This window comes from Stutzerimonas xanthomarina DSM 18231 (genome assembly GCF_900129835.1).
Lineage (GTDB): Bacteria > Pseudomonadota > Gammaproteobacteria > Pseudomonadales > Pseudomonadaceae > Stutzerimonas > Stutzerimonas xanthomarina.
In genome coordinates this window covers 310,785-336,361 of the sequence record NZ_FQXA01000002.1, presented here as the reverse complement: position 1 = coordinate 336,361, position 25,577 = coordinate 310,785, and the positions used below count along the sequence as shown (strand labels likewise).

The 25,577-nt window shown below is 60.6% G+C and carries 18 protein-coding genes; 9 read left to right on the top strand and 9 right to left on the bottom strand.

Annotated features, from left to right (window positions below):
- Positions 1 to 105: 105 nt before the first annotated feature.
- The 5 genes from nahK to BUE09_RS05820 form a co-directional block, all read right to left on the bottom strand.
- A complete protein-coding gene (gene nahK / locus BUE09_RS05840; protein ID WP_083380741.1) occupies positions 106 to 2,754 on the bottom strand; it encodes a hybrid sensor histidine kinase/response regulator NahK/ErcS' in 2,649 nt (882 codons plus the stop codon).
- A complete protein-coding gene (gene nosP / locus BUE09_RS05835; protein ID WP_167369773.1) occupies positions 2,672 to 3,811 on the bottom strand; it encodes a nitric oxide-sensing protein NosP in 1,140 nt (379 codons plus the stop codon). The genes nahK and nosP overlap by 83 nt, the downstream gene beginning before the upstream one ends.
- A 242-nt stretch (positions 3,812 to 4,053) precedes the next feature.
- Entirely contained in the window at positions 4,054 to 5,241 is a 1,188-nt protein-coding gene (locus tag BUE09_RS05830; protein WP_073299758.1) for a porin, read from the bottom strand.
- 276 nt (positions 5,242 to 5,517) lie between these two features.
- A complete protein-coding gene (gene pqqF / locus BUE09_RS05825) occupies positions 5,518 to 8,049 on the bottom strand; it encodes a pyrroloquinoline quinone biosynthesis protein PqqF (protein ID WP_073299757.1) in 2,532 nt (843 codons plus the stop codon).
- Between the two features lie 108 nt (positions 8,050 to 8,157).
- Positions 8,158 to 9,114 (bottom strand): MerR family transcriptional regulator, encoded by a 957-nt coding sequence (locus BUE09_RS05820; RefSeq protein ID WP_073299756.1) that lies wholly within the window; start codon positions 9,112 to 9,114, stop codon positions 8,158 to 8,160.
- 266 nt (positions 9,115 to 9,380) lie between these two features.
- Here BUE09_RS05820 and BUE09_RS05815 point away from each other — a divergent pair, with 266 nt between their 5' ends.
- Both BUE09_RS05815 and BUE09_RS05810 read left to right on the top strand, forming a co-directional pair.
- Complete coding sequence (locus BUE09_RS05815) at positions 9,381 to 9,827, top strand: PAS domain-containing protein (protein ID WP_073299755.1); 447 nt, start codon at positions 9,381 to 9,383, stop codon at positions 9,825 to 9,827.
- A gap of 209 nt (positions 9,828 to 10,036) precedes the next feature.
- Positions 10,037 to 12,673, top strand: coding sequence for an EAL domain-containing protein (locus BUE09_RS05810; protein ID WP_073299754.1), 2,637 nt, complete (start codon positions 10,037 to 10,039; stop codon positions 12,671 to 12,673).
- 37 nt (positions 12,674 to 12,710) lie between these two features.
- Here the strand turns inward: BUE09_RS05810 and hemH are convergent, their stop codons facing one another.
- On the bottom strand, positions 12,711 to 13,736 hold the full coding sequence (gene hemH, locus BUE09_RS05805) for a ferrochelatase (RefSeq protein WP_073299753.1): 1,026 nt from the start codon (positions 13,734 to 13,736) through the stop codon (positions 12,711 to 12,713).
- A gap of 72 nt (positions 13,737 to 13,808) precedes the next feature.
- Positions 13,809 to 14,708: a TIGR01777 family oxidoreductase gene (locus tag BUE09_RS05800; protein ID WP_073299752.1), complete on the bottom strand. Its 900-nt coding sequence runs from the start codon at positions 14,706 to 14,708 to the stop codon at positions 13,809 to 13,811.
- A 177-nt stretch (positions 14,709 to 14,885) separates the two neighbouring features.
- Between BUE09_RS05800 and BUE09_RS05795 the strand changes: the two genes are divergently transcribed.
- The 6 genes from BUE09_RS05795 to BUE09_RS05770 all read left to right on the top strand — a co-directional run bounded on the left by BUE09_RS05795 (position 14,886) and on the right by BUE09_RS05770 (position 21,438).
- On the top strand, positions 14,886 to 15,101 hold the full coding sequence (locus tag BUE09_RS05795; RefSeq protein WP_073299751.1) for a TIGR02450 family Trp-rich protein: 216 nt from the start codon (positions 14,886 to 14,888) through the stop codon (positions 15,099 to 15,101).
- Positions 15,102 to 15,237: 136 nt separating this feature from the next.
- A complete protein-coding gene (locus BUE09_RS05790) occupies positions 15,238 to 16,200 on the top strand; it encodes a YbgA family protein (protein ID WP_073299750.1) in 963 nt (320 codons plus the stop codon).
- Between the two features lie 2 nt (positions 16,201 to 16,202).
- Positions 16,203 to 17,144 (top strand): MerR family transcriptional regulator, encoded by a 942-nt coding sequence (locus BUE09_RS05785; protein WP_073299749.1) that lies wholly within the window; start codon positions 16,203 to 16,205, stop codon positions 17,142 to 17,144.
- Positions 17,141 to 18,568 carry a deoxyribodipyrimidine photo-lyase gene (gene phrB, locus BUE09_RS05780; protein ID WP_073299748.1) on the top strand — a complete coding sequence of 476 codons (1,428 nt, stop codon included), beginning with the start codon at positions 17,141 to 17,143 and terminating at the stop codon, positions 18,566 to 18,568. Before BUE09_RS05785 ends, phrB begins: the two co-directional genes overlap by 4 nt.
- 314 nt (positions 18,569 to 18,882) lie before the next feature.
- Positions 18,883 to 20,379 (top strand): methyl-accepting chemotaxis protein, encoded by a 1,497-nt coding sequence (locus tag BUE09_RS05775; RefSeq protein ID WP_073299747.1) that lies wholly within the window; start codon positions 18,883 to 18,885, stop codon positions 20,377 to 20,379.
- 288 nt (positions 20,380 to 20,667) lie between these two features.
- On the top strand, positions 20,668 to 21,438 hold the full coding sequence (locus tag BUE09_RS05770) for an SIR2 family NAD-dependent protein deacylase (RefSeq protein WP_073299746.1): 771 nt from the start codon (positions 20,668 to 20,670) through the stop codon (positions 21,436 to 21,438).
- 66 nt (positions 21,439 to 21,504) lie between these two features.
- On the opposite strand, the gene BUE09_RS05765 is transcribed toward BUE09_RS05770, so the two are convergent.
- Both BUE09_RS05765 and BUE09_RS05760 read right to left on the bottom strand, forming a co-directional pair.
- Positions 21,505 to 22,125 carry a glutathione S-transferase gene (locus tag BUE09_RS05765; RefSeq protein ID WP_073299745.1) on the bottom strand — a complete coding sequence of 207 codons (621 nt, stop codon included), beginning with the start codon at positions 22,123 to 22,125 and terminating at the stop codon, positions 21,505 to 21,507.
- 83 nt (positions 22,126 to 22,208) lie between these two features.
- Complete coding sequence (locus tag BUE09_RS05760) at positions 22,209 to 24,188, bottom strand: DEAD/DEAH box helicase (RefSeq protein WP_073299744.1); 1,980 nt, start codon at positions 24,186 to 24,188, stop codon at positions 22,209 to 22,211.
- A 278-nt stretch (positions 24,189 to 24,466) separates the two neighbouring features.
- Here BUE09_RS05760 and BUE09_RS05755 point away from each other — a divergent pair, with 278 nt between their 5' ends.
- On the top strand, positions 24,467 to 25,495 hold the full coding sequence (locus BUE09_RS05755) for an apurinic/apyrimidinic endonuclease family protein (protein ID WP_073299743.1): 1,029 nt from the start codon (positions 24,467 to 24,469) through the stop codon (positions 25,493 to 25,495).
- Positions 25,496 to 25,577 lie beyond the last annotated feature (82 nt).

Genomic DNA, 25,577 nt, shown 5'->3' with positions numbered 1-25,577 from the left:
AGCCGGGGCTCCTGAGCTGCAGCTGATCGCTAACAAGCTCACTCCTACAGATTGACCATAGACGTCAGCGACGCCGAGCACATGTAGATCGAGCCTGGCGCTGTTCTAAGGATGCCCCTGTTCCATCATGTGACACATGGCGGTCTTCAGCTTCATCGGGCGCACCGGCTTATGCATCAGCATGTGGCCCAGCTCACGCACCTGTTGTTTCAGTTCGTTGCTGTAATTGGCGGTGATCATCAAGGCTGGCAGCGGGCTGGCACGCCTGGCATTGACTGTTTCGACCACGTCGACGCCGTTGCAGTCGTTGTCCAGGTGGTAGTCGGCGATGATCAGATCGGCATCGGCGTGGAAGTTGTCAACCTGCCCGGCCAGGTCCTGCTCCGACAGCGCCGTTACAACATGACAGCCCCAGCCTTCCAGCAATGTGCGCATGCCGGCACAGATCGCGGTGTCGTTATCCAGCACCCAGACCCGCGCGCCCTTGAGTCGTTCGAGCAGTTGGTCCGTAGCTGACGGCTCTACGCTGGCCTTTGGTGCCCGCTTGGCCAAGGGCACTTCGATGGCGAATTTGGAGCCGCGCCCGGGGACCGAGCTGACCTGGACCCGATGACCAAGAATTCGCGCGATCTTCTCGACTATTGCCAGGCCCAGGCCAAGCCCGCGATCCTGTTGAGGCCGCACGCCTTCCCCGCGTTTGAACTCGTGGAAGACCTCCTCGAGCTTGTCTTCGGGGATGCCGATTCCAGTGTCCCATACCTCGATTGACAGGCTCTGTCGCCGGCGACGGCAACCCAGCATCACGCGGCCATGGGGCGTGTAGCGAATGGCGTTGGTCAACAGGTTGCGCAGGATGCGCGCCAGCAACTGAATATCGCTGCGCACCAGTGCGGAACAGGGAATAAAGTCCAGCTGCAGTTGCTCGCTGGCCGCGATCTGGTGAAACTCCGCGGCCAGGTTTTCCAGTAGCTCGCTGACGGCAAACGGGGCGATATCGGGCTTGATCACACCGGCATCGAGTTTGGAAATATCGACCAGCGTACCCAGAAGGTTTTCTACGTCCTCCAGAGAATTGCTGATGTTGCGGATCAGCCCGCCACTGGGTGCGGTGGGCTGCTCCAGCAGTGCGCTGGTGAACAGTCGAGCGGCGTTCAAGGGTTGCAACAAGTCGTGGCTCACCGCGGCAAGAAACTTGGTCTTCGACAGGTTGGCCAATTCTGCTTCGCGCTTGGCTTCACGCAACCGCGCCTCGGCGTGGGCACGCTCGTCGATTTCGCACAGCAGCTTATCGTTGAGGCTAGTGAGTTCTGCGGTGCGCTCCCGAACTCGCTGTTCTAGGTTCTGATAGGCCTGGTGCAGCGCCTCGGCCGTGCGCCTGCGGTCGGTGATGTCCTGAATCAGAACGAAGATGCCGACCACCTCGCCGCTGGCCTGACGGTTCGGTACGTAAGAGCGCAGCATGTAGCGCTGCAGCCCGGAATGATTGTGTTCGGCCATCTCGAAGCTGACGCTTTCGCCGCGCAGCGCCCGGTCGATATAGGGTTCGAGCTGCTGCCAGTGCTCGCCGCTGTGAATGTCACGCAGCGACTGGCCGAGCATGCCTTCGCTGGGCCAGCGATACCATTCCTCGTAGACCTTGTTGGTGAATTCGTAGGTCAGATCAGCCGACACATAGGCTATCAGTGCCGGCACATGGTCGGTGATCAGGCGGATCCAGCGCTCGCTCTCGCGCAGCGCTTCGGCATGGCGGTAACGCTCGGTGATGTCAGTGAAGGTGTTGACGAAGCCGCCAGTGGGCAGCGGATGGGTACGGACTTCAAGCGTTCGACCGTCGAACAGGTGCTGCTCCAGCTCCGTCAGCGGCTGACCGTCGGCGTCACGGGTGTTGGGCGTCAGTAGTTTCAGCTCACTGTCGGCCATCACCTCGTCGAATGGTCGATGCGCCTCGATGGGCGCCAGGCCGCAAAGTTCGAGGAAACGACCGTTCCATAGCTCCAAGCCACCATCGGCGCTGACCATGGCGACGCCTTGTGAAAGGTTGTCTACGGCGCGCTGCAACAAGCGGGACTTCTGCGCCAAGGCCTGCTCGCGGCGCATGGTCTCGCTGACCTTCACCTCGGTGATGTCGGTGTAAAGCATCACCAACCCACCCTCGCGGGTTGGCCGCTCGCTGAGCTGCACCCAGCGCCCGCTTTGTAGACGGTAGACGGTGGGCTCATTGGCCTTGCCGCGGTGCTCCTCGGCGATCAAACCGCTGTTTTCCGCCAGCCGCTTGAGTTCCGCCAGCCGCGTGCCGCTGTTGATGCGGACGCGGGTTCGGCTCCACAGCGTCTTGAAGCGCTTGTTGAACAGGACGATGCGCTGGTCTTTGTCGAACAGTACGAAGGCATCGGAAATGCTCTCGATCGCATCGACTAGATGCTGATGCGCGGTTTCGGCACGCAGGCGCGCGTCGCTCAACAAGCGGTTGCTGGCCTTCAGCTCGGCCATCGCCTGATTCAGCGCATCGGTGCGTTCGCGCACCTGCTCGGCCAGTTCGACCGAATGCTGAAAAGCCGCGTAAGACGCATCGCGCCCGGTGTTACTGGATTCAATGCGCTCGATCAGCGCAGCATTGATGCGTCGCAGCTTGTAGTTTTCGCGCTCGAGTTCGGCCTGCCTGTCGAGCCGTTCAACGGGCACCTCTTTCTCCAGCCCGTCCACCCGGCCGGCCGATGGCGACGCCGGTGAAGGTCTGGTTGATATGCATGCCATTGAACTGCTCTCCGTAGGTGTTGAAACCGATCACCTGCTGGCGTCGGAGAAAGGCCGAAGTGTCGTCACTGGAACCGTTGTCATCGATCTCCAGCCGCCGCAGGAAGCAGTCGCAGCCGATCGTCAGCAACGGTGGGCCGAGGCGCTGTTCGAGGCGTTCGAACAGCGCTTCGAGGTTGGGCATCAGTGGACCAGGACGCATCGCAGTCAGCACGATGCCGTTCTCCACGGCGCAATAGAACGTCAGGCTGAGGTCATCGTTGACCTTCTGGATGGCGCGGACGTAGTAGTGCTCGTTAATACGTACCGCCAGCGGATGCGCCGCGAACAGGCGGTGATCGAGATCGATGACCTCGACACCGATCAGCCGCGCATACTCCTCGGCGGCGGGCTCTGCGTTCAGTTCGTAGACCCGCCGGGCATGACTGTCCACGCGCGTCACCACCAGCTTCTCGGTGCGCGGCAGCATGTGATGCGTGGTGAACACCTCGAAATCCAGCCAGGTGTTGATCAGCACCACCGCCGCCGCCCCGCTGTGGAACTTGCCGCCGTAGTAGACGTGCGTGTCGGTCAGGTGGTTGTCGTCGCCGGCCGAGCCGCCGAAATGCGGAATGCTGCCAAAGGCGGCACTGAGCGCGGACAGCACGATCTCCTCGCGGCTCGACAGTCCGTCAAGCAGGGTGAGCGCGAAGCTGTGATCCTTGATCGGCGCCAGCGAGTTGCTGCGGCAATCGCTGCCCAGGCGCTCGACCAGTTGCTGCGCATCGGTGAGGCTGAAGCGATCCATCTCGTCGATCAGCTCGCAGGCGATGGAAAAGCTGCGGTGATCGAAGCCAACCGCAGTCACGCAACTGCGCCCGTAGCCCTGCGAGGTAATTTCACCAGCCGACGTACAACCGACCATGCGCACGCCGCCGAAGTACTGGTGCAGCGCATTGCCCAGTGCCGGTAAGTCATACTCGGCAGAGCAGAAAAACAGAACGAAGCCGAGATACGGATGTATCAGCTGGCGCGCCAGGTCCTGGGCCACCGTCTCGGCATCCTGCGCTTCAGACATTGCTGTGCGCACCGCTAAGGATTCTTGCTCGCCCACGCACACCACCCCATACACCGTTATCGTATGACCTCATTCTTGGTCAGGGCATAGGGTACGAACATGCTACTTCAGTACCGCCTGCGGCCTGCCAAGGTAGCAAAGCGACGAAACACCACGGCGCCTGTTGCTGCGGCTGCGGGTGGCGCCCCAAACAAAAAAACGGATGCCCCGAAAGGCATCCGTCTGATTGCCGCCGGCTGGGGTTAGAAGCTCAGCGTGGCACCAATGGCGTAGGTGCGGGTTTCTTCATCAATGGCACTGGTATCTCGACCGGTCAACTCGAACTGGTTCACTTCGGCCACCAGCTTCAGGTTGTCATTGATGGTGCGGAAATAGGCGATGCCACGGGTTTCGTAATCGGCCGCCGTTCCCAGACCATTGCCGTCATCCTTGGTCTTGCCGGATGACAGTGCGATGCGGTTCTTGCCAAAGGTGTAGGAGCCTTGCAGCAGATAGCCATCGCTGTCCACGTCGCGCAGTTGCGCTTCGCCTGCGTTGTTGGTGTAGAAAGGGTTGATGCCTTCGGCCTGGAAGCCTGACGCGGTAACGGAGAAGCCGGCCATCTTGGCCTGTACGCCGTAGCCGATGCCTTGAGAATCAACTTCGTCGACGGTGCTGTCGGTGTTTTTCGAGGTCTGCTGCATGCCGTTGACCCAGGAATAGATCTGAGCACCGCCAACCTCGAACTGATAGGTAATCTCGGTTTCGAAGCGCGGGCTGTCCTGGTAGGCCTCGTCCAACGCGCTGCTGGCGTCGTTCGTGGTATCTACAGGGTCCATGATGCCCACGGCCACACGCAGGCCGCTCATCACCGGCGAGCGATAGGTGACCTGGGAGGTTGGGAACGGATAGGGGTAACCCGTGCCAATGTTGCCAAAGGACACACCACCGAAATCAACCAGGCCCAGGGTGTCGCTGACCTGGCCATAGCCGGTCAGCATCTCGTCGAGGAAAATGTTGGAGCGGCCGAACAGGCCGAAGTCCTTACCGAAAAGCACCTCTCCCCACTGGTCGTTAGACGCCGTGCCGTAGAACTGACGAACGTCGATGCCGGTCTCGGTGCCGTTGGTGTCGCTGTCGTTGATCGTGACCCAGAAGGAAGAGCGGCCGCCGACCTTGAGGTCGTCGAGCTGCTTGCCGAAGTTGAAGCCGATGTAATTGGGCAGGAAGCCCATCTTAACGCGGGACTGATCCCGGTCGAATTGCTCACCGGCGCGATCGACATCGCTGCTGACGTAGAAGGTGTTGAAGTAGCCGTCTACGGTAAAGGTGGTGTCGTCTTTGTCGTAAAGCATGATTTCGGCTACTGCCGACTGGCTTAGGGTCATGCCAATCGCGCTGGCCAGAGCCAACGGTAATAAGGTGCTAACCGCTTTCTTCTTGTTGTACATGGCGCTCTCCGCTGATGTGACGACAGGCAGTCGTGTCGAGGCGGATTATCGAAAGCACAACCGGAGGGCCATACGCTCCAATGGCGGCGACTGGCTGCTACTTTCGTCAGGCTCGATGAATCAAGCGTTAAGGCGCTCCCGCTCGTTCCGTTCGAAGTAGCGCTTAGGTCTTACGTCGTTACGCTTAAGTAGATCTGCAGACGCAAGCCGGCAGCCCGAATCCACTCGTGAGCGGTCAGGCAGCAAAACGGGATGGGGTTGCGGTGGGATTGAGTGTCAGCTCCAGCTCAGGTCCGGCGGTGGTGCATTGGCGACAGCCACCCAGCCGGCGTCAGCCCCACGCAGTGACTCCAGGGCTGCGGCCAGGTCGTGCCGCTGAAGCATGCGCATCGCGTCGGCAACCTCGGCCGGTCGATCAAGCTCATGTCCCGCCTGCAAGCACTGCCATGCCTGTTCGGCCTGGGCGCGAAAGTCCGCTTTGCTGGCTACGTGCTGATCAGCGGCCTGGCGTGCCGCTCGCTCGATCACATCTTCAGATTGGTTGGCCAGCTTCGCGGCGCTGTCGCAGAGAAACCTCTCGACATGCTCGAGGATCTCTTCCGCTGAGGCACTCGGTGACTGCACGGCAAAAAGCACCCCGGCATGCTCGCCGAACTGACAGAAGCGGCTGAAGACGGCGTATCCCAGTTGCAGCTCGCTCCTCAACCTTCGGAAAAAGTCTGCTTCGGTGACCCGCGCCAACAGACGCCACGACGCCTCGCATTTGGCGGTGTGGTCCGGCAATGGGCAGAACAACAGCAATGCGGTTTCTACCGTCACGCTACTGCCGCTGAGATCGTGCCAACGCTTCAATGCTGCGTGCTTGCTGCGAGCAACCGGTCTAACCGCGGGCGTTCCCGGCAACGCACGGGTGGCATCGCTCAGTGCTCCGTTCAAGGACGGCGCGAAGCCGATAGCCTGGCCCTGCCACTGTGCCGACTGCCACAGCCGAGACAGCGACGCTGGGTCTGCGTCCGCAGGCTGGGCGTCGGCCGCGGCAGAGCCTGCCAGCAGTCGGGGTAGTTGGTTGAGCAACTGACGGATCAGCATCTCATCGTGGCTGAGTGCTGCGTCGCGCTCAGCCAGTGAATTGCCCTTCGTGAACGCTGCGGCTGGCGGCACGGTCAGCACCGGCACGATGTCGCTGAGAATCGCCGGTATGGCCTCGGCAAAGCCTTCCAATCGGAGGCACCATGCGCTTCCAAAATTCTCGAAACGCAACATCACGCCCGCTTGCTGCGCTGCCCAAACAGCAGGCTGCAGGGCATGCGCTACCGTGTGCCACATAGCGGTGGAAGGCTGGCATCGCGCCAATTGCCAGCGTAGAAACAGGGCGCCCTGCCCGCTCATGTCTTCTGGCCCTTGCCTACGCAGCGCAGGCGGGATAGGCGCCGCCTCGTGGCGGATAGTGTTGGGCTTCAACCAGGGATTCGTAGCGGGTTGTTGCCAGTGCCAGTCGGCAGGCGTGGTTCGCTGCGGAGGCTCGGTCCGCAGACGCAGGGGAAAGCCGCTGGTTTCGATCGGCTCGCAATGGCTTTTGTCAGCAGTGAGGACCAGCGGCGTGGAGCCGAGCATCTGCGCCGTGAGCGACACCAGCGCTTGTTGAATCGCAGCTTCATCACTGTCGAGGCCCCAGGCCTGCGGCTCAATCCAGTGACGTAGCCGTGCCAGCGGCTCGGCGTTCTGCAGGTTCCGCTGACGGATCCGCTGGTATTCCTCGCGGCAAGGCTGCCAGCGTTCGTCGCCCGAGAAGAAGCGCATCCAGTCGAGTACGGCATCGATGACGACGGCGCGGGCGTCCAAGCCCCGTTGTGTCAGTGACAGCTCAATGACCGCAACGCCCTGCCCTGCATACCAGTACGGCGTGCGTAGCTTCACCGACTGGCACAGCCCGGTTTCACGCAGCCGCTGGGCAAGCCCACCTGGCGCTTCGGATGCGAGCCAGGCGCAAAGATAGTCCAGCGCAGGCACGGCTTGTTCCGGCAACTGATCAAGAGCGAATGCCAGTTGCAGGCGTGGTTGAGCATTGTTGAACTGCAAGCGAAACCAGGCACCGGCGTTAAAGCGCAATGGCGGGGCCTGGCGAGGAACAGCTGGACGGCTAGCGAGTTCAGCGTCCATCTCCTCGGCGAGACGCTGCAGTACGCTTTCGTGCTGAGGCCCGGCGAGCAATAACTCTATCTGACCCGCGTGGTAGAAACGCCGATGATAGCCAAGCAGAGCCTGCTGAAAGGCTGCGTCCTCGACGGGGAGCGTCCCGCGATTGCCCGCGTGAAAGCCAGCGAATGGATGGTCTGGGTTGGCCGCGCGTCCGAGCGCAGCATCGCACAGTGTTTCGGCGTCCTGCGCACGAGCCAGGTACTCGGCCTGCAAGACTTCGCGTTCACGCAGCTGTGCATCAGGGGCGAGCAGCGGATGGGCCAGCATGTCCAGCAGGCGGTGCAAACCCTCTTCTAACTGGCCGGCTGGAAGCTGAAAGAAAAAGTCGGTATGCCGTTCACGGGTCGACGCGTTCAGCTGCCCTCCGCACCCTTGAACGAAGGGCATCAGGCCTTCAACCGCAGAGTAATTCCGGCTGCCGAGAAACAGCAGATGCTCGAGAAAATGCGCCAGCCCCGGATAGGTGCTCGGCGCATCATGCGAGCCAGCGTGGACGCGCACCAATGCTGCGGCCTGCGAGCTGCCCAGCAACGGCAGCAGGCGCACGCGCAAACCGTTGGAGTAAATGCTTTGCTGTGGCCGCTGGAGAGGATCGGCTGACGAGTGCATTGGGCGACGTGTTCCGGCTGAGAGTTAAAAGGATCGCGCGGAGGTTCCCTTGGCACAATGATGCTTAAGCATCAAACCCTGTGTTCAGCTCGGCAAGTCCAGCCGTCGTCAGGTATCCAGATGCCCGTCGAGGAACTGCAACAGACGACGCTGTATCAACTTGCCGGCAGTGCCAAGGCAGGCGATCGGCGATCCGCGCAGCCCTTCCTCGGAAAACTCGGCCGCCTCACCCGCCATGGCCAGAGGGCAATCGAGGCTCAGCGTCAGCCTGGCAAACTGCTTCAGCAAGGCGGCGTTGGGCGGAACGTTGGAATACAGCACCAATGCGCGCGGGCGGACCTTTTCACAAATCAGCGTCAGCTCATCCATCGGTTGACCGATGGCCAGCACACTGACGCCGACCTGATCACTGGAGAGCAGCAGACCGGCAATCAGTAATTCCAGCTCACGGCATTGTCCAGGCACAGCGGCCAGCAATACGCGATCTTCCGTCTGGGCTCGGGCAAGTTGCAGCCGCTGCAACACGCGGCCCCGCAAGAAGTTATCGAGAAAGAGCCACTCGCTGGTGTGACCGAACTCATCCTGACGCACCAACAACTGTTGCCACAACGGCAGCAGGACATCCTGAAACACCACGGGTAATGGATAAGTCGAGAAGACCTGCCCATAGACCTGATCGAGGCGGCCCTCGTCGAAACTGCTTACAGCCCGCTGCACCTGGACCTGCCATTCGCGCCACTCGCCGGTGACCGGCTCGTGCTGCTCGGGCTGTACCACCGCTCGGGTGGCGGCATTGCGCGACAAAATGCTACCGACCTTGCTCACCGCCACGCCACGTTCCGTCCAGGCCACGATGTTGCGCACCGCCTCGACATCGGCCATCGAGTACAAACGATGACCGCTCTCGGTGCGGGTCGGCTGGATCAAGCCGTAGCGGCGTTCCCAGGCACGCAGGGTGACCGGATTGACACCCGTCAGGCGTGATACCTCGCGGATCGGGAATAACTCTTCCTGCTTGAGCGATGACGACGAACGCAGCGAGGAAGCACGGGCAAATTCAGTCATGACGCGGACAGCTCATGCAAAAGAATGGGCGCAGTGTAACTCAAGGGTCTGCAGGCATAGGCGGTGCAGAGGCTAGACACGTACAGATTGTGCGATGTTCGAAAGTTGCGATTTGCGCTCTCTGTCGACGGTGCCTGCCCGCTCTGCACCGCAAGGTATCTGGTTGCGGTCCTACCGACCGGTAGAGCCGCCTCGCTACAAAAGCCTTTGTGCCAGCGCTCAGGTAGTTGTTCTAGAATGCCGCGAAGTGCACAAGAGACACCCATATGATCAACGCCAAACTGCTGCAACTGGTAATCGAAGCCTCCAATGACGGGATCGTGGTAGCGGAGCAGGAAGGCGACGACAACATCCTTATCTACGCCAACCCCGCATTTCAGCGGCTGACGGGCTATGAGATCGACGACATCCTCTACCAGGACTGCCGCTTCCTGCAGGCCGACGACCGAGACCAGCTAGGTCTTGCGGCGATTCGCGAAGCGATTCGCAACAATACGCCCTGCCGCCAGATCATCCGCAACTACCGCAAGGACGGCAGTGCCTTCTGGAACGAGTTGTCCATCACGCCGGTTTTCAACGAAGGTGACCAACTCACCTATTTCATCGGCATCCAGAAAGACGTCACGCCGGAGGTCGAAGCCAAGCAGCGGGTCTGCGAGCTTGAAGCTGAAGTCCAGCATCTCCGGGAGCAGCTTGCGGCTCTCCAGCGCTAACCAGCGTGCCGCATGTCGGTCTGTGCTCCATGGCACTTCAGCCTTAATCAGGGTTGCCGATAGCGCTGGTATGCGCAACCTGAAGTCGCGGCACGACTTGTGACCGGCAAGTAGGTTTGTAGATGACACTGCTGGGAAATCACGAATAATTACCATCTGCTATCACATTCCCGCCAACTTGGACGGCGGCTGAATTCGGGTCCGCTACTTTGACTTCCTATGCATTTGTCGAAAACGCAACGGTGCTCCTTGCGCTTTGCTGGCTGCTCTCTGTTACCGCGCGTCATTGGGGCCAGAGCCAACAGATATGGGCGCAATGCACGGCCGGCATCTGGTTCGGGGGCGCCTGCATCGTTGGCATGCTGATGCCCATCTCCGTGCAGGATGGTGTGATCTTCGATGCACGCACTGTTGTGCTGAGTATGGCAGCCTTGTTTGGAGGCCCAATTGCGGCGGGTATCGCGGGGCTGATTGCCGGCGTGTATCGACTGTGGGTGGGTGGTTTAGGCGTCTGGGTCGGATTGATCAATGTGCTGCTGCCGATCGTCCTGGGTCTTGGCTACCGCCATTTCCATCGCCGTGGCCAGATCGCCGTCGGCAGCTGGCAATTACTGCTCTTTGGCTTGGTCCTGCATGGCGGTGTCGTAGCCTCACTGTTGTTGTTACCCGCTCAGCTTGTCGCACCTACACTTGAGCAGGTTGCGGTGCCTATGCTGCTGGTGCTGCCAACAACGGTAGTGCTACTGGGCCTGCTAGTGGCCGATTTGCTCCGGCGCGACCAGATCGAACGTGCAATGCATCTCAGTGAGGCACGTTTAAGGGCGATCACCCAGGCGATCCCCGACGTGCTGTTGGTCCTTGACGAGGACGGCCGTTACCTGGAAGTGATCGCCAACGACTCGTCTCTGCTTCAAGGAGGCAACCAAAACCTGATCGGTAAGACGGTGGAGGATGTGCTCCCTCCCCGCCAGGCAGAACGCTTCCGCGAACTGATTCGTGACACGCTTTCCAGCGGCACGCCCGGGCTGCTTGAATATTCCATGCAGACCGCAAACGGCTTGAAGATATTCGAAGTACGCGCCCAGCGCTTGTCACTGGGGCAACCGTACAAGCCAGCCGTGGTGTGCTTGAGCCGAGACATCAGCGAACGTGCCAAAGCCGAACAGGAGCGTCGCATCGCCGCGATCGCGTTCGAATCCCAGCAGGGCATGATCATCACCGATGCCAATAACCGCATCCTGCAGGTCAACCACGCATTCACCGAGATCAGCGGCTACGGTGCAGACGAGGCCATCGGACAGGACACGAGCCTGCTCGCCTCCGGTCGCCACGCGCCCGATTTCTACCTGGCCATGTGGCGCAGTATCCAGCAGACCGGGGCGTGGCAGGGCGAGATCTGGAACCGCCGCAAGACTGGCGAGGTATACCCCGAGTGGTTGTCGATCAGCACTGTGTTCGACGCACAGGGCGCTGTGTCCAACTACGTGGCAGCCTTTACCGACATTACCGAGCGCAAGCAAGCCGAAGAGCGCATTCATAACCTTGCTTTTTACGACCCGCTGAGCGGCCTGCCAAACCGTCGCCTGCTGCTTGATCGCCTCCAGCAAGCCCTGGCAGCCACTGCACGCAGCCAGCAGTACGGCGCGCTGATGTTCATCGATCTGGACAATTTCAAGAACATCAATGACCTCCATGGCCACCAGGCCGGCGACCAGTTGCTCTGCATGGTGGCCGAACGACTGAGCGGTGAGGTCCGTGGCATCAACACCGTTGCCCGCCTCGGCGGCGACGAGTTCGTTGTCATGCTCGAGGATCTGGATGCCAAGGCGGAATACGCAGCAGCCCAGGCCGAGCAGATCGGCGAAAGAATTCTGTCGGCGTTGGGTCAGCCTTACCGACTGGGCGCCCTGTTGCTGCACAGCAGCGCCAGCATCGGTGTGGTGTTGCTGAACAGCAATGACGGGGACGCGGAAGAGCTGATGAAGCGCGCCGACATGTCGATGTACGAAGCCAAACAAGCCGGCAAGAATGCCCTGCGCTTCTTCGACCCTCGCATGCAGCAGGCTGTGCAAGAACGCCTGCGCCTGGAAGACGAAATCCGCCGAGGCCTGACAGCTGGCGAATTCGTGATTCATTTCCAGCCTCAAATCGAGCGTCATCGTGGGATTGTCGGTGCTGAGGTCCTGGTTCGCTGGCAGCATCCACAACGCGGCTTGCTCAGCCCGTTCCACTTCATCGGCCCGGCCGAAAGGGCCGGGCTGATCGAAATACTGGATTTCATGGTGCTGACTCAGGCCTGCGAACAGCTCGCCACCTGGGCGAAACAGCCACGCTGGGCGACACTGACGCTTGCCGTCAACTTGAGTGCGAGCCTGCTCTATCAGGCCGACTTCGTGGATCGTGTGCTCGCGTTGCTCGAACGCACCGGTGCCAATCCGCGACTGCTCAAGCTTGAAATCACCGAATCCCTGCTGCTCGATGATATGGAAGAAGCGGTGGTTCGAATGAGGACGCTGAAGCAGCACGGCATTCGCTTCTCGATCGACGACTTCGGCACAGGTTATTCGTCCATGGCCTACCTGCAGCGGTTGCCGCTCGACCAACTAAAAATCGACCAGTCGTTTGTTCGTCAGCTGGTCGATGACGTCAGCAGCCAGACCATCATCCGTGCCACCTGCGCGCTTGCCACTGGGCTCAACCTGGAAGTGATCGCCGAAGGGGTCGAGACGGAGGAGCAACGGTCACTGTTGGTCGCCAATGGCTGCAACATGTTCCAGGGTTACCTATTTAGCCGTCCGGTGCCGCTGGAGGCATTCGAAGCGCTGGAGCTCGAACCCGTGGCGTGAGGGTCGCATTCGCTTACCCCACGCCGAGATGGGCCGCTTACAACGCCAGCGGGGCCCGTCGACACAAGGTGACCAGCGCCTGCACCCACTGCTCATGGGTATTCAGGCAAGGGACCAGCTGTAGATCCGTACCACCGGCCGCAACGAACTGTTCGCGGCCTCGATCACCGATTTCCTCAAGCGTTTCGATGCAATCGGACACGAACGCAGGGCACATCACCAGCAACTTCTTCACGCCTCTGGCCGCCAGCTCTTCCAGCTGCGCCTCGGTATAGGGCTCGATCCACTTGGCGCGTCCCAGTCGTGATTGGAACGACACCGACCACTGTTCGGGTCGCAAGCCGGCACGCTCGGCAAATGCAGCTGCGCTCTGAATGCACTGGGCGCGGTAGCAGCTGGCAAGCACCGCGCCTTCGGCACGCTGGCAGCAATCATCGGTTTTCAGGCAATGCGCGCCGGTCGGATCCGTCTTGCGCAAATGTCGCTCAGGCAAACCGTGATAGCTCAGCAGAAGATGGTCGAATGGTTGCTCCAGGTGCGGTTGGACACTCGTAACCAGCGCCTCGAGATATTCCGGCTGGTCGAAAAACGGCTGCAGGATCGACAGCTGAATGTCGAGGTTACGCTCGCGAATCACCCGTCGCGCCTCTTCAATGACGGTGGTCGTGGTGCTGTCCGCGAACTGCGGATACAGCGGCGCCAAGGTGACCTGTCTGATGCCCTGCCCTGCCACTTTCAACAGCGAGCGCTCAATCGACAATTCGCCATAGCGCATCGCCAGTTCCACCGGGCCCTCTTTCCAATGCGGCCGGACGGCGTCAGCCAAGCGTTGGCTGAGCACTACCAGGGGCGAACCTTCTGGCCACCAGATGGAAGCATAGGCATGCGCCGACTGTTCCGGGCGCTTGATCAGGATCAGCGAGACCAGCAGCCGGCGAACGGGCCAAGGCAGATCGATGACATAGGGGTCCATCAGGAACTGGTTGAGATAGCGGCGTACATCGGCCACTTCGGTGGACGCCGGAGAACCCAGATTGACCAACAACAACGCCTGCTCGGACATGCACATTTCCAACTGCTGATTTAATGGATCGCGCCGCAACCCGTTGGTCGCGGCACTATTTTCACACAGCGGTCACGCCTTGCGCAGATCCGCCAATGCCGCATCCAATGTCACGAAACGAAACTGAAACCCTGCGACCTGCAATCGCAACGGTCGCGCTTTCTGACCGCCGAGAATCAACCCGGACAGTTCGCCCAAGCCAACCTTCAAGGCCAGTGCAGGCACAGGTAGAACCGCCGGACGTCCCATACTTGCTGCGAGCGCCTTGGCAAAATCAGCGTTGCGCGCCGGCTGCGGTGCGCACGCATTGTAGGGCCCACCTGCATCGGGCTGGTGCAAGAGAAAATCTATCAGACCAATCTGATCGTCGATGTGTATCCAAGGCATCCACTGACGGCCGTTGCCCTGCCTGCCACCAAGCCCGAGCGCGAACAGCGGCCTGAGACGTTGCAGGAAGCCGCCTCGGGATGCCAGCACCAGCCCAGTCCGGATCAGTATCACGCGGATGCCCAGCGGCTCCGCTCGCATCGCACTTTCCTCCCAGGCGGCACACAGCTGGCTGGCAAAATCGTAGGTAACCGGACCGTCGTCCTCGCTCAGTTCCCGCTCACCACCGTCGCCATACCAGCCGACGGCCGAGCCGGAAATCAGCACTGCAGGTTTCTGCTGCCTCGTTGCAAGCCACTCGACCAAATGCTCGGTCAACTCGATGCGGCTGTTCCACAGCAGCAGACGACGAGACTTGGTCCAGGGGCGATCGGCGATCGGCGCGCCCGCCAGGTTGATCACAGCATCAAGCGGGACCTGATCGAGCTCGCGCAGATCGCCAATGCCGATTACCGACTCGCCGCAACGCTCCGCCACCTGCTCGGGTGACCGACTCCAAACCCAGAGCCGATGACCCTGTGGCAACCAGTGTTTGCACAGCGCCCGTCCAATCAGGCCGGTCCCGCCGGTGAGCAATATGTTCATTGAGCCCTCCGCATCTTAGCTGTGGTCCCGCGTCGATCATTTAGAGCAGTTACATTCTGAGGTTAACGCCTGTACAACAAGCGGCCACTGTATAACTTATTAGTGCAAGCGTAGTCTACGTAAAGCTCGCTAACAGGCGACCAGTACATCTCAACCTTTTCGCAACACTAGGGCACCATGAACCAATTCAATCCAGACAAGCTGCTGCTGTCCAAGTGGACCGCCACTGAGCCGCAAAACAAGGAAAAGCACTTCCTCATCACGGAGCTGTTACGTGATGAAAACAGTGTTCTAGTGCAGGTTGAGCTACAGGCTGCCCTCACTCAACGCAGTCAGTGGATCGACTGGCGTGAGCTGCGCGACGATCAGCGGTGGCTGTTTGGTTGGCAATAGCAACCCTGAGCGCACGGGACTGGTGTATTACAACATCTTGTACAACCATTATTGACTTGTACAACTAACCGCTTATGATGGCCTCAGGTTGTACAGAGACTCTAATCTGTACAAGAACACAGCGAGGCCGACCCCCATGCCCAATTCCTGCAATCCTCCTATAAAGGTCGGCATCAGTGCCTGCCTGCTTGGCAGTCCGGTGCGGTTCAATGGCGGCCATAAGGAGTCGCGGCTATGCAGCGAAACGCTGGCCAGGCATTTCGAGTTCGTTCCGGTCTGCCCGGAAGTCGCTATAGGGCTCGGCACGCCACGTGAGCCAATCCGCTTGGTCGGTGATCCAGACAGCCCTCGCGCAGTCGGCACCGTGCACCCGGAGCTCGATGTCAGCGAGGCACTGACCGCGTACGGTAAGCAGATCGCCGAAGAACTGAGCGATATCAGCGGTTATATCCTGATGCAGAAATCCCCCTCCTGCGGGATGGAGCGGGTCAAGGTCTATCAGGCCAACGGGCACCCCATTGATGGCGGCGGTTCCGGCCTGTTCGCTCATGCACTGATGGAAGCTAGGCCAGATCTGCCCATTGAGGAAGACGGTCGGCTAAACGACCCCGTGCTGCGGGAGAATTTCCTCACACGAATCTTTGCCTACGCCGAATGGCAGCGCTTGCTCGAAGCTGGGCTGACCCGCAAGGCCCTGGTCGACTATCACTCGCGGCACAAGTATCAGCTGATGGCGACCAACCCTGTGCAATACAAAGCCCTCGGTCGGATGGTCGCGACGGTCGGCATAAAGCCGCTTGATGAGCTTGCACCGATCTATTTCAGCCAGCTGATGGCGGCGCTCAAGACCACTGCTTCGCGCGGCACGCACAGCAATGTGCTGCAGCACCTGAGCGGCTACTTGAAGAACGATCTTTGCGGCGAGGACAAGCAGGAGTTGCAACGTCTCATCAGCCAATACCGTGAAGGAATCGTGCCGCTCGTCGTGCCGATGACATTGCTAAAACATCACTTCCGTCGTCATCCGGATCGCTACGTTGCCAGCCAGGTGTATCTGCAGCCGCATCCAGAAGATCTCAGCCTGCGCAACGGCATCTGACCATGGCCCTGAACATTAATGATGACACCGCCCTGGGCCGGGAAGACGACTGGTTTCCGATCAGAGAGGTGGCGCGCCTCACCGGGGTTAATCCGGTCACGCTGCGCGCCTGGGAACGGCGCTACGGACTGATCGTGCCGCGTCGCACCCCGAAGGGCCACCGGCTCTACGACGACAGTCACGTCAAGCGCATCCAAAGCATTCTCAAGTGGCTGAATCGGGGCGTCGCGGTCGGCCAGGTCAAACAATTGCTGGACGCACGTCAGAGCCCCAATCTGACCGAGCACAGCCAGTGGGGCGGTCTTCAGAATCAGATGTCTCTGGCCGTCACCGAGCTCTCTGAGCGGCAGCTCGACGACAGCTTCAACCGTGCGCTTTCTCTGTATCCGCCGGTTACCCTCTGCAAGCACCTGCTGTTGCCGCTGCTGCTGAGCCTCGAACAGCGCTGGACCGGCGCGTTTGGCGCGGAACTCGAGCGCGGGTTGTTCTATTCGTGGCTACGAACCAAGCTCGGCACACGCATCTACCACAGCAACCGCCAGCATAACGGCGCGCCGTTGCTGTTGACGACCTTGTGCGAGCAGCGCTTCGAGCCGGGTCTGTGGCTCAGCGCCTGGCTGGTGTCCAGTGCAGGTTGCCCTGCCGAAGTGATCGAGTGGTTGGTACCGCTGGCCGAATTGCCGCTGGCCGTGGAACGGATCAAGCCACGCGGCCTGCTGCTGTATGCCAGCCAGTCGCTGGACAGCGGTTACCTCAAACGGCAATTGCCACGCCTCGCCGACACGCAAGAGCTGCCTATGCTGTTAGTGGGGCCGGCCGCCAGCATTCACCTGGCCGAATTGCGCAACGTACCCGGCCTGACCCTCGCCATTGACCCGCTCGCCGCACTCGAAGCCCTGCAGGCTGGGCCGCTGCTTGAAAAACCCAAAGGCTTTCTGGAATGAATCAGCTTCTCTGGCTACGCACCGACCTGCGCGTCAGTGACAACAACGCCCTGAATGCCGCAATGAGCGCCGGCCCGACGGTAGCGCTCTATCTGATTACGCCGGGCCAGTGGCGGGCCCATGACGATGCGCCGTGCAAGGTCGATTTCTGGCTACGCAACCTAACTGAACTGTCGGCACGCCTTTCAGAATTGAACGTCCCGCTGCTGATTCGCAGCGTTGAAGACTGGCAGGGCGTGCCGGCGCTGATTGCTGATCTTTGCCGTACCTATGAAATTGATACCCTGCACGTCAACGACGAATACGGAGTCAACGAGCAGTGCCGTGACGAGGCCGTCGCCGCAGCGCTACAGCAAACGCGCACCAGCATGCGCCGCCACCTCGATCAGCTGTTGTTTGCGCCAGGCACGATCACGACGCTGTCGGGTGGTTACTTCAAAGTCTTCAGCCAGTTTCGAAAGCTGTGTTATGCCCGGCTGACGCAGTCACTTCCCGCCTGCGTCCCGGTCCCGGATCGTCAGCCTTCGCTGCCGATTGTCAGCGATTCGGTGCTGCCAACAGTCGAGGGGTTTGCCCAGCCCAGTGATTACTTGCGCTCGCTGTGGCCGGCTGGCGAAGACTTGGCGCAACTGCGACTCGCGCGTTTCGCCGAAAACGACCTAGCAGATTACCAACAACGTCGCGACTTCCCTGCCGAGCCTGGTACCAGTCAGATTTCTGCCTATCTGGCCGCGGGTGTCGTTTCCCCTCGTCAATGCCTGCATGCCGCTCTGCGAGCGAATCGGGGCGAACTCGACAGTGGCAATCCCGGTGCGGTCACCTGGATCAATGAGCTGCTCTGGCGTGAGTTCTACAAACATATCCTGGTTGGCTATCCACACGTCTCGATGGGCCGGGGGTTTCGGCGTGAAACCGAAGCCCTGCCCTGGCGTCACGCACCCGATGAGCTGGCCGCCTGGCAGCAAGGCCGTACGGGTTTTCCAATCATCGATGCGGCGATGCGCCAGCTGCTGGCAACCGGCTGGATGCACAACCGCCTGCGCATGATCGTCGCCATGTTTCTGAGCAAAAACCTGCTCATCGACTGGCGCGAAGGTGAGCGGTGGTTCATGCAGCACCTGATTGATGGCGACCTAGCTGCCAACAATGGCGGATGGCAGTGGAGCGCTTCGACGGGAACCGACTCGGTGCCCTATTTTCGGCTGTTCAACCCGCTTAGTCAGTCCGCCAAGTTCGATCCGGATGGCAGTTTCCTGCGGCGTTGGCTACCCGAGCTGGCCGAATTGGACAAACGCGGAATCCACAACCCGGCGAAACTGAACGGATTGCTTGCCGGCGTCGATTACCCGTCGCAAATCATCGATTTGCCGATGAGTCGCGACCGGGCGCTTTCGGCTTTCAGGCAACTGGGAGAGGCGCTATGAGCGGCTTGGAACCGGACAGGCACCGCCATCCCTGACTACTGCCCGGAAATGAACTGGTCGTTACAAGGGGCACGTCGGACCACCGCCGAGCACAATCACAACCGGTTCCTGATGCTGCCCTGGGAAAAGCGAGGCGCGCCTGCAGCCAGCGCCTCGTACGCCGTCGAGGGTCGCTGAGTGCGTGTGACGAGAGGTTTACAACGCCCCGCTTGTTTTCCGTCATCCATTGGCGCTGAGGCGATGGGCGGTCTGAGTTCCAGTTCCAAACCAGCCGATATAGCGATGCGCGCCCAAGCGCCTTATGAGAACCAACAATGAACAGCACGACCTTCACCCTGCAAGACCACTACCGCAAGGCCGATCGCATCATGCTCGGCGTGCTGTGGTTTCTCGTCGTCTATGCGCTCGGCTTGGCAGCGATGAGCGGCAGTTGGGCACAGGCTATCGTCATCGGTGGCGGTACTGCCGTTGCGATGACGGTGCTCAACGCGCTAATCGCAGGCGAGCGGCTGATGCGTTGCCTTTTCGGTGCTGCGTTCATGGTCATGTCGGCACTGCACATCAACCAGCAACACGGCATGTTGGAGATGCATTTCGGCATCTTCGCCCTGCTCGCGTTTCTGGTGTACTACCGGGACTGGCTGCCGATAGTGGTAGCTGCGGCGACCATCGCAGTGCATCACCTGGCCTTCTTTGCACTGCAACAGCAGGCAGCCGGGGTGTTCCTGATGCCCAGCGGCAATTGGGGACAAGTCTTCCTACATGCGTTCTATGTGGTGCTGGAGAGTGCCATCCTGATTTATCTGGCGGTGCGTGCCAACGCCGAAGCGCTCGAAGGCGAAGCACTGCTGCACGCCGCGGCAGAGATCACTCGCAACCCGGAGCGGATCGACCTGCATCAGCGCTCCGCAGCCAGCGGGCCCGTCGCTGAGCGGTTCAATCACCTGATCAATCAGTTATCCAAACTGGTCAGCGCGGTAGTAACCGATGCTCGCGGGCTTGACGGTACGGCTGGCAGCCTGAGCACCGCTACCCGGCAAATGCGCGACGGCGCCGATCTGCAACTGGGCGAGACCGCGCAGATGGTCAATGCAATGCAGCAGATGTCGACTGCCATCGAAGAAGTCTCCGGCCATGCCGATCGGGCTGCACAAGCGGCGCAAGCCGCGAACGCGAAGGCGGGACAGGGCCGGCAAGCGGTGGCGACCAGCCGCGAGGAAATCGCCCAGCTGGCGCAGCGGATCGACGGAACCGACGTAGTCATGCAAGACCTGGCTGCCCAGTCCGAGCAGATCGGGCGCGTGCTTGAAGTGATCCGCAGCATTGCCGAACAGACCAACCTGCTGGCCTTGAACGCGGCCATCGAAGCCGCTCGGGCCGGCGAGCAAGGCCGGGGCTTTGCGGTAGTGGCTGATGAAGTGAGGAATCTCGCGCAGAAAACAGCGACGTCGACACGTGAGATTCAGGAGATCATCACTCGACTGCAGCAGAGCAGCCGCAAGGCGGCCGAATCGCTGCAAGACAGCCGGCAGAGCGTGGCCCGTTGCGTCGACGACAGCCAGCAAACCACGAAGCTGCTGGAATCGATGGCGCAAGAGATCGAAGCCATCAGCCACATGAATGAATTGATTGCCGCCGCCACTCATGAGCAAACCGCGGTATCCGCGGATATCGCCAGTCACCTGCAGAGCGTTCAGCAGATTGCCGAGCAGAACGCTGTAGATGCCAGCCAGCTGGAGCAGGCCAGTGCCGGGTTGAGTGCCCTGGCCTCGCGGCTGGGGACGCTCAGTGGTCGCTTCGCCGTTAGCTGATCGACGGCACGGGGCTTCGTTTGTGCAAAGACGCCCCGAAGCAATCGCATGTCCCGCTCTTTCAATATGTTGCGGACACTGCGAAACATCAGCCGAACGCCCCTCAACGATCTCTCGGGGTTCGACACCGACAAAACAGTGGATCGCCCAGGCCTGCGAAAACTACCCGCCGAGTTATTTGAGGCGCTTGGCTGGTAGGCGCCAGGCGACGATGGCCGCCTCTGGCGTTTGGCTATAGTCGAATGGTATTGGTCGACGTCCGCTAGCGACTATGCAAGGAGTCAATCCATGATCCCAGCCCCACTGATCGACGCACTGCGCCGCGCCAGACACGTTGTGGTTTTTTCAGGCGCAGGCGTGTCAGCAGAAAGCGGTATACCAACTTTTCGCGACTCGCTCACCGGCCTGTGGGAGCGCTTCGACGCGGCATCGCTGGCAACGCCAGAAGCCTACCGAGCGGACCCGGCTCTGGTCTGGGGGTGGTACGAGTGGCGGCGCATGAAGGTGCTGCAGGCCCAGCCGAACCCCGCCCACATGGCGATTGCCGAATTGGCTCGGCACGTCCCCCTTCTCACACTTGTCACCCAGAACGTCGACGATTTGCATGAGCGAGCCGGCAGCACCGACGTCATCCATTTGCACGGCAGCGTTCATCAGCCTCGCTGCTTCAACTGCGGTCAACGCCCAGACGCGCCGCCAACTATGCCGGACGAACCCGAAGGTGGGCGCCGTCTGGAGCCGCCGCGCTGCGCGGCATGCGGTGGTCAGCTGCGTCCAGGTGTGGTCTGGTTCGGCGAAAGCCTGCCAACTGAAGCACTGAGTGCCGCCTTCACTGCTGCAGAGTCGTGCGACGTGCTGATCTCGGTCGGCACATCCGGAATGGTCTATCCCGCCGCCGAGGTTCCGGGGCTGGCCTGGCGCGCCGGTGCGGTAGTCGTGCACGTTAATCCGCAACCTCAGGCCAATCACGGCGAGCGGGAGTTTGCGTTGGCTGGGCCGGCTGGCGAACAGTTGCCACTGCTGATCGAGCAGGCTTTCGGTCAGGTGACCTCGGGTTAACCGATGCGTGAATTCCCAAGCAGGTGCCAGCGCTGACGCGACTTCAACGGCCCCGGCAGTGCTGCGTCATGTCAAAGGCGTAACTACAGCCGTCTGGTAAGCCGTTCGCTGGCGCAGCCGCTCATACCAGGCCTGCAGGTGCGGCAGGTCAGGACGTTCGATGGGCATCTCGAACCAGGCATAGGCGAAACAACCCAGCGGAATGTCGCCCATGCCGAACGACGCGCCGGACAGGTAGGGTTGGTCCGACAGTGCCCGGTCGGCGATCATCAACAACTTGCCGCACTCCGCTGTTGCGGCGTGCACCGCGGGCATGTCGCGCTGCTCCGGCGCGGTACGCACCATGTTCCAGAACACCGTGCGAAACGGCGCAGCCAGGGACGAGGTGACCCAATCCATCCACTTGTCAGCCTGGGCGCGTTGAGCCGGATCTACCTGCCACAAGATGCCCTCGCCGTATTGCGCCGCCAGATAACGAACGATGGCGTTGGATTCCCACAGCACCAGTTCGCCATCCTCCAGGCAAGGCACCAGCTGGTTGGGATTTTTCGCGATGTAGTCGGCCTCGCCAACCACCCCAAAGATCCCGCCAGCATCGACACGGGTGTATTCGATGTTCAGCTCTTCCAGGCACCAGAGCACTTTTTTCACGTTGGTCGAGTTGAGTCGTCCCCAGAGTTTCAGCATTCGATGTACTCCTGTGCGTCAATATCGGATGTCAGCGCCTTGACCTTAGTGGCTGACGGCTATCGGTCGCCAGCCGGACTTGCTCACTGCGCTTTGCGTTGGTCAGCTAGCAGCCGCGTTGCGCCCTGGACTTTCTGCGTATACCAGAACACCCGGCTAACGCCACGGGTGATCGCCACGTAAGCCAGGCGCAGGCTCTCGTCGGCCATCGCCTGGTCATAACTGTGGCGGAAAAAACCTGAGTAGGCATACAGCGCATTTCGCAAAGGATGGCGCTCGGCCGGCAGACAATCATCGACGATGATCGCGACCTCGGCCTGCAGGCCCTTGGCGCGATGAATGGTGTAGGTCTTGACCGGCAGCTTGCGGTCCAGCTGCGCCTCGATGGCCCGCAATGGCTCGTTGCGCCGGCTGAGTACCAGCACCGCGTTGCGGTCAGCATTCGGGCGAGCGGCAACATGTTCGCATTGCGCCTGGATCTCGCGGATCAGCTCTGGCAGCCGGCTCTTCACATCGAAGCGGGTTACCAGTTTTACCCCATGATCGCCCTGTTGCGTCGCCTTGGCCGCCTGGCTGACCTTGGTCTGCTTGAACGTCACCCCGCTCAGCACGGCCTCGCCATCGCGGATGACGGGCTCGATTGAACGGTAGTTGGTTTCCAGCATCACCACCCTGCTCTTCTTCGATGCGCCGTGGCCAGGGAAGTATTTGTCAAAATCCATGAACAGCTCCGGCGAACTGCCGCGCCAGCCGTAGATCGACTGCCAGTCGTCGCCGATGGCCATCAGGCTGACGGCCTCGCCCTGGCTCGACAGCGCACGGTGAAGCGCCTGCAGCCACTGAACGATCTGCGGCGAGATATCCTGAAATTCATCGATCAGCAAGTGGCTGAACGGCGTCAGCGCCGCTGACGGCACACTGCGGTCGGATGCAGCAAGACGCTGGGTCAAGGTTTGAAACGCACCGTTGAAGGTGGTCAATCCCTGCGACGCGAGCAGCGCCTGGAAATGCCGCCAGAACAGCGCCAAGGCCTCGCTGAAGGTTCGTTCAGCCGATGAACCCTGCAGCCGGGTGGGGTGCATCTGGTCGATGCGAATGCCGATGCTTTCGATAAATCCCGCTTGCACGAAGAACGCCTCGAACAGCGGCACTGGGGTGAACTCACCGGCGAGCTTGAATAGATCCAGAGGCGCCTTTGGCGCACGCTTTTTATCGTCTGGCGGCGGCAAGCGCAGCAGCTCATGCACCAGCGTGCGAAAACGATCCTCTTCGGCATAACAGCTCTGATAGGCCTGTTTGAGCAGTCGTTGCTGTGCCGGCCGCATACGCGAAGCGGTCAGGGGGTTGTCCAGCTCGAGCGGCGAGGCACCCTTTTCGTCCAGTTGCTCGAACCAGACCGGCTTGCCGAGCACGTCCCTGGCCATCGCAGCCATGGCCGAATGGAACGTCCTCACACACTGCCGGGCACTGGCGGGATCAAAATCGAAATTCCAGAAACCCAGCACCCGAATCAGTTGCTCGCGCAGCTGCGTACAGGATGCATTAGTGAAGGAAATGACGGTCAGCCGCTCCGGCGCGATCCCCATATGGCAGAGCATGAACACCACACGCAGCACCAACGTGGTGGACTTACCTGAGCCGGCCCCCGCAAAGATACGCGTCACCGGGCTCTCGCAGAGGATCATTGCCCATTGCTCATCCGACGGCGCGCAGATCACGCCGGCTTCTACCGCGCGACCGACACGAAGACGCATCGCCTGAATCTGCTGTTCATCGACCGTCAACTTAGCCGGCCCATAAATGCCTTCACTGGCCGGCTTGCGAGCTTTTGCGCGAGGTTTGGCTGAAGTAGCTGCCGCCGCAGGGGACTTGATCGTCCGACCGATCTTCGCTGTTGCACCTGGCTTTTTGCCCGTGCGCTGCAAGGCTTGCTTGGCAGCTGCGTCCGGCCAGCGCCGCAACAACAGTTCCTCTTCCGATTGCAGATAAGCTGAGGTGCGAGGAAAACAACGCGCCAAGGCACCCGACACCAGGAGCTTGTAGCGTTTGACGGCAGAAAACATGGAAAAAACCAACTAGAGCATCAACAGGTGGTTGATATGGTACGGGTTTTTCACCGCTGGCTGCCTGCCGAGCGAGCAGTGGTCGCGGCGACGGCTCGGCCTTTTGCACGGTCCAAGAAACGGATACACCCCTCGGCAGACGTATTGGGCTTACAGGTTCCGCTCGTGTTGCTGCGGTCGACTGTTCATCAGGTGCATGGCACCCCAGGTAACGTCCGGGTACTAAACAAGACAGTCACTTGCAGCGGCTACCATCAGCGCTGCCGGCATAGGTCGTTATGTACAAGATAGGTTTTGCCTGCATGTATCGTCACCCCGGCCACAGCGAGTCGCTGAGAGAGCTGGAAGCCATCGAGCGCACCTTCAATCCGCGTTCGACCACGTTGCGTTGGCTCAACAGCGTGTCGCAAGAGGTGGCGCGCGAGAAGCTGAACGGCATCATCGAACACAACCTGGCTGCGCAGTTGCGCATGCTCGACTACGTCGAGACCTTGCCACCACCCCTGCGCATGTTGCGCCTGAGCAGCGACTTGCTGCCGTTCTATAGCCATCCGGAAGCGAAGGACTTCTACCGTCAGGCCGAGGTGCAAGCGGCGATGGACAAAGGCTTTGCGCTGATCGGCGAGCGTGCTCGAGCAGCCGGCATCAGGCTGTCGCTGCACCCGGGTCAATATTGCGTGCTTGGCTCAGACAAGCCTCAGGTCGTCGAGAACAGCCTGACCGAATTCGAATATCACGCCGACATGATTCGCATGATGGGCTTCGGTCGGCAGTTCCAGGATTTCAAATGCAACGTGCACATCGCGGGTCGCCTGGGCGTCGACGGCATCCGCACGATCTGGCCGCGACTCTCCACCGAGGCGCGTAATTGCATCACCTTCGAGAACGAGGAAAAGACCTACGGCGTCGACGACTGCCTGCAGCTCGCCGACCTTGCGCCGGTGGTACTGGACATCCACCACTGCTGGATCAATGAAGACCGGTATATCGACCCACAGGACACGCGCGTGGCGCGCATCGTTGACAGCTGGCGCGGTGTACGGCCAGCTATGCATTACTCGCAACCGCCGGAAAGCCTGATGGAGCTAGGGTTCAGCGTCGATGAGAAATTGGAAATTCCGGCGCTGCTGGAAAAAGTCAGCAAACGTGACCTCTACAGCCACAGCAAACGCATGTGGAATCGCTGGACCAATCTCTACGCCCGTGAATTCCTCGATCGGTTCGACATGATGTTCGAGGCCAAGGACAAGAACCTCGCCACGTTGGACTACTACCATGATTACCTTGACGAGCGCTCAGCCCCTTAGTCATTACCGCTCGGTTATTCGCATTGACTACGTGGCCGGAGAAACACGGGCTTCCCTGCGGTTGGTGCTATCGAGACATTGA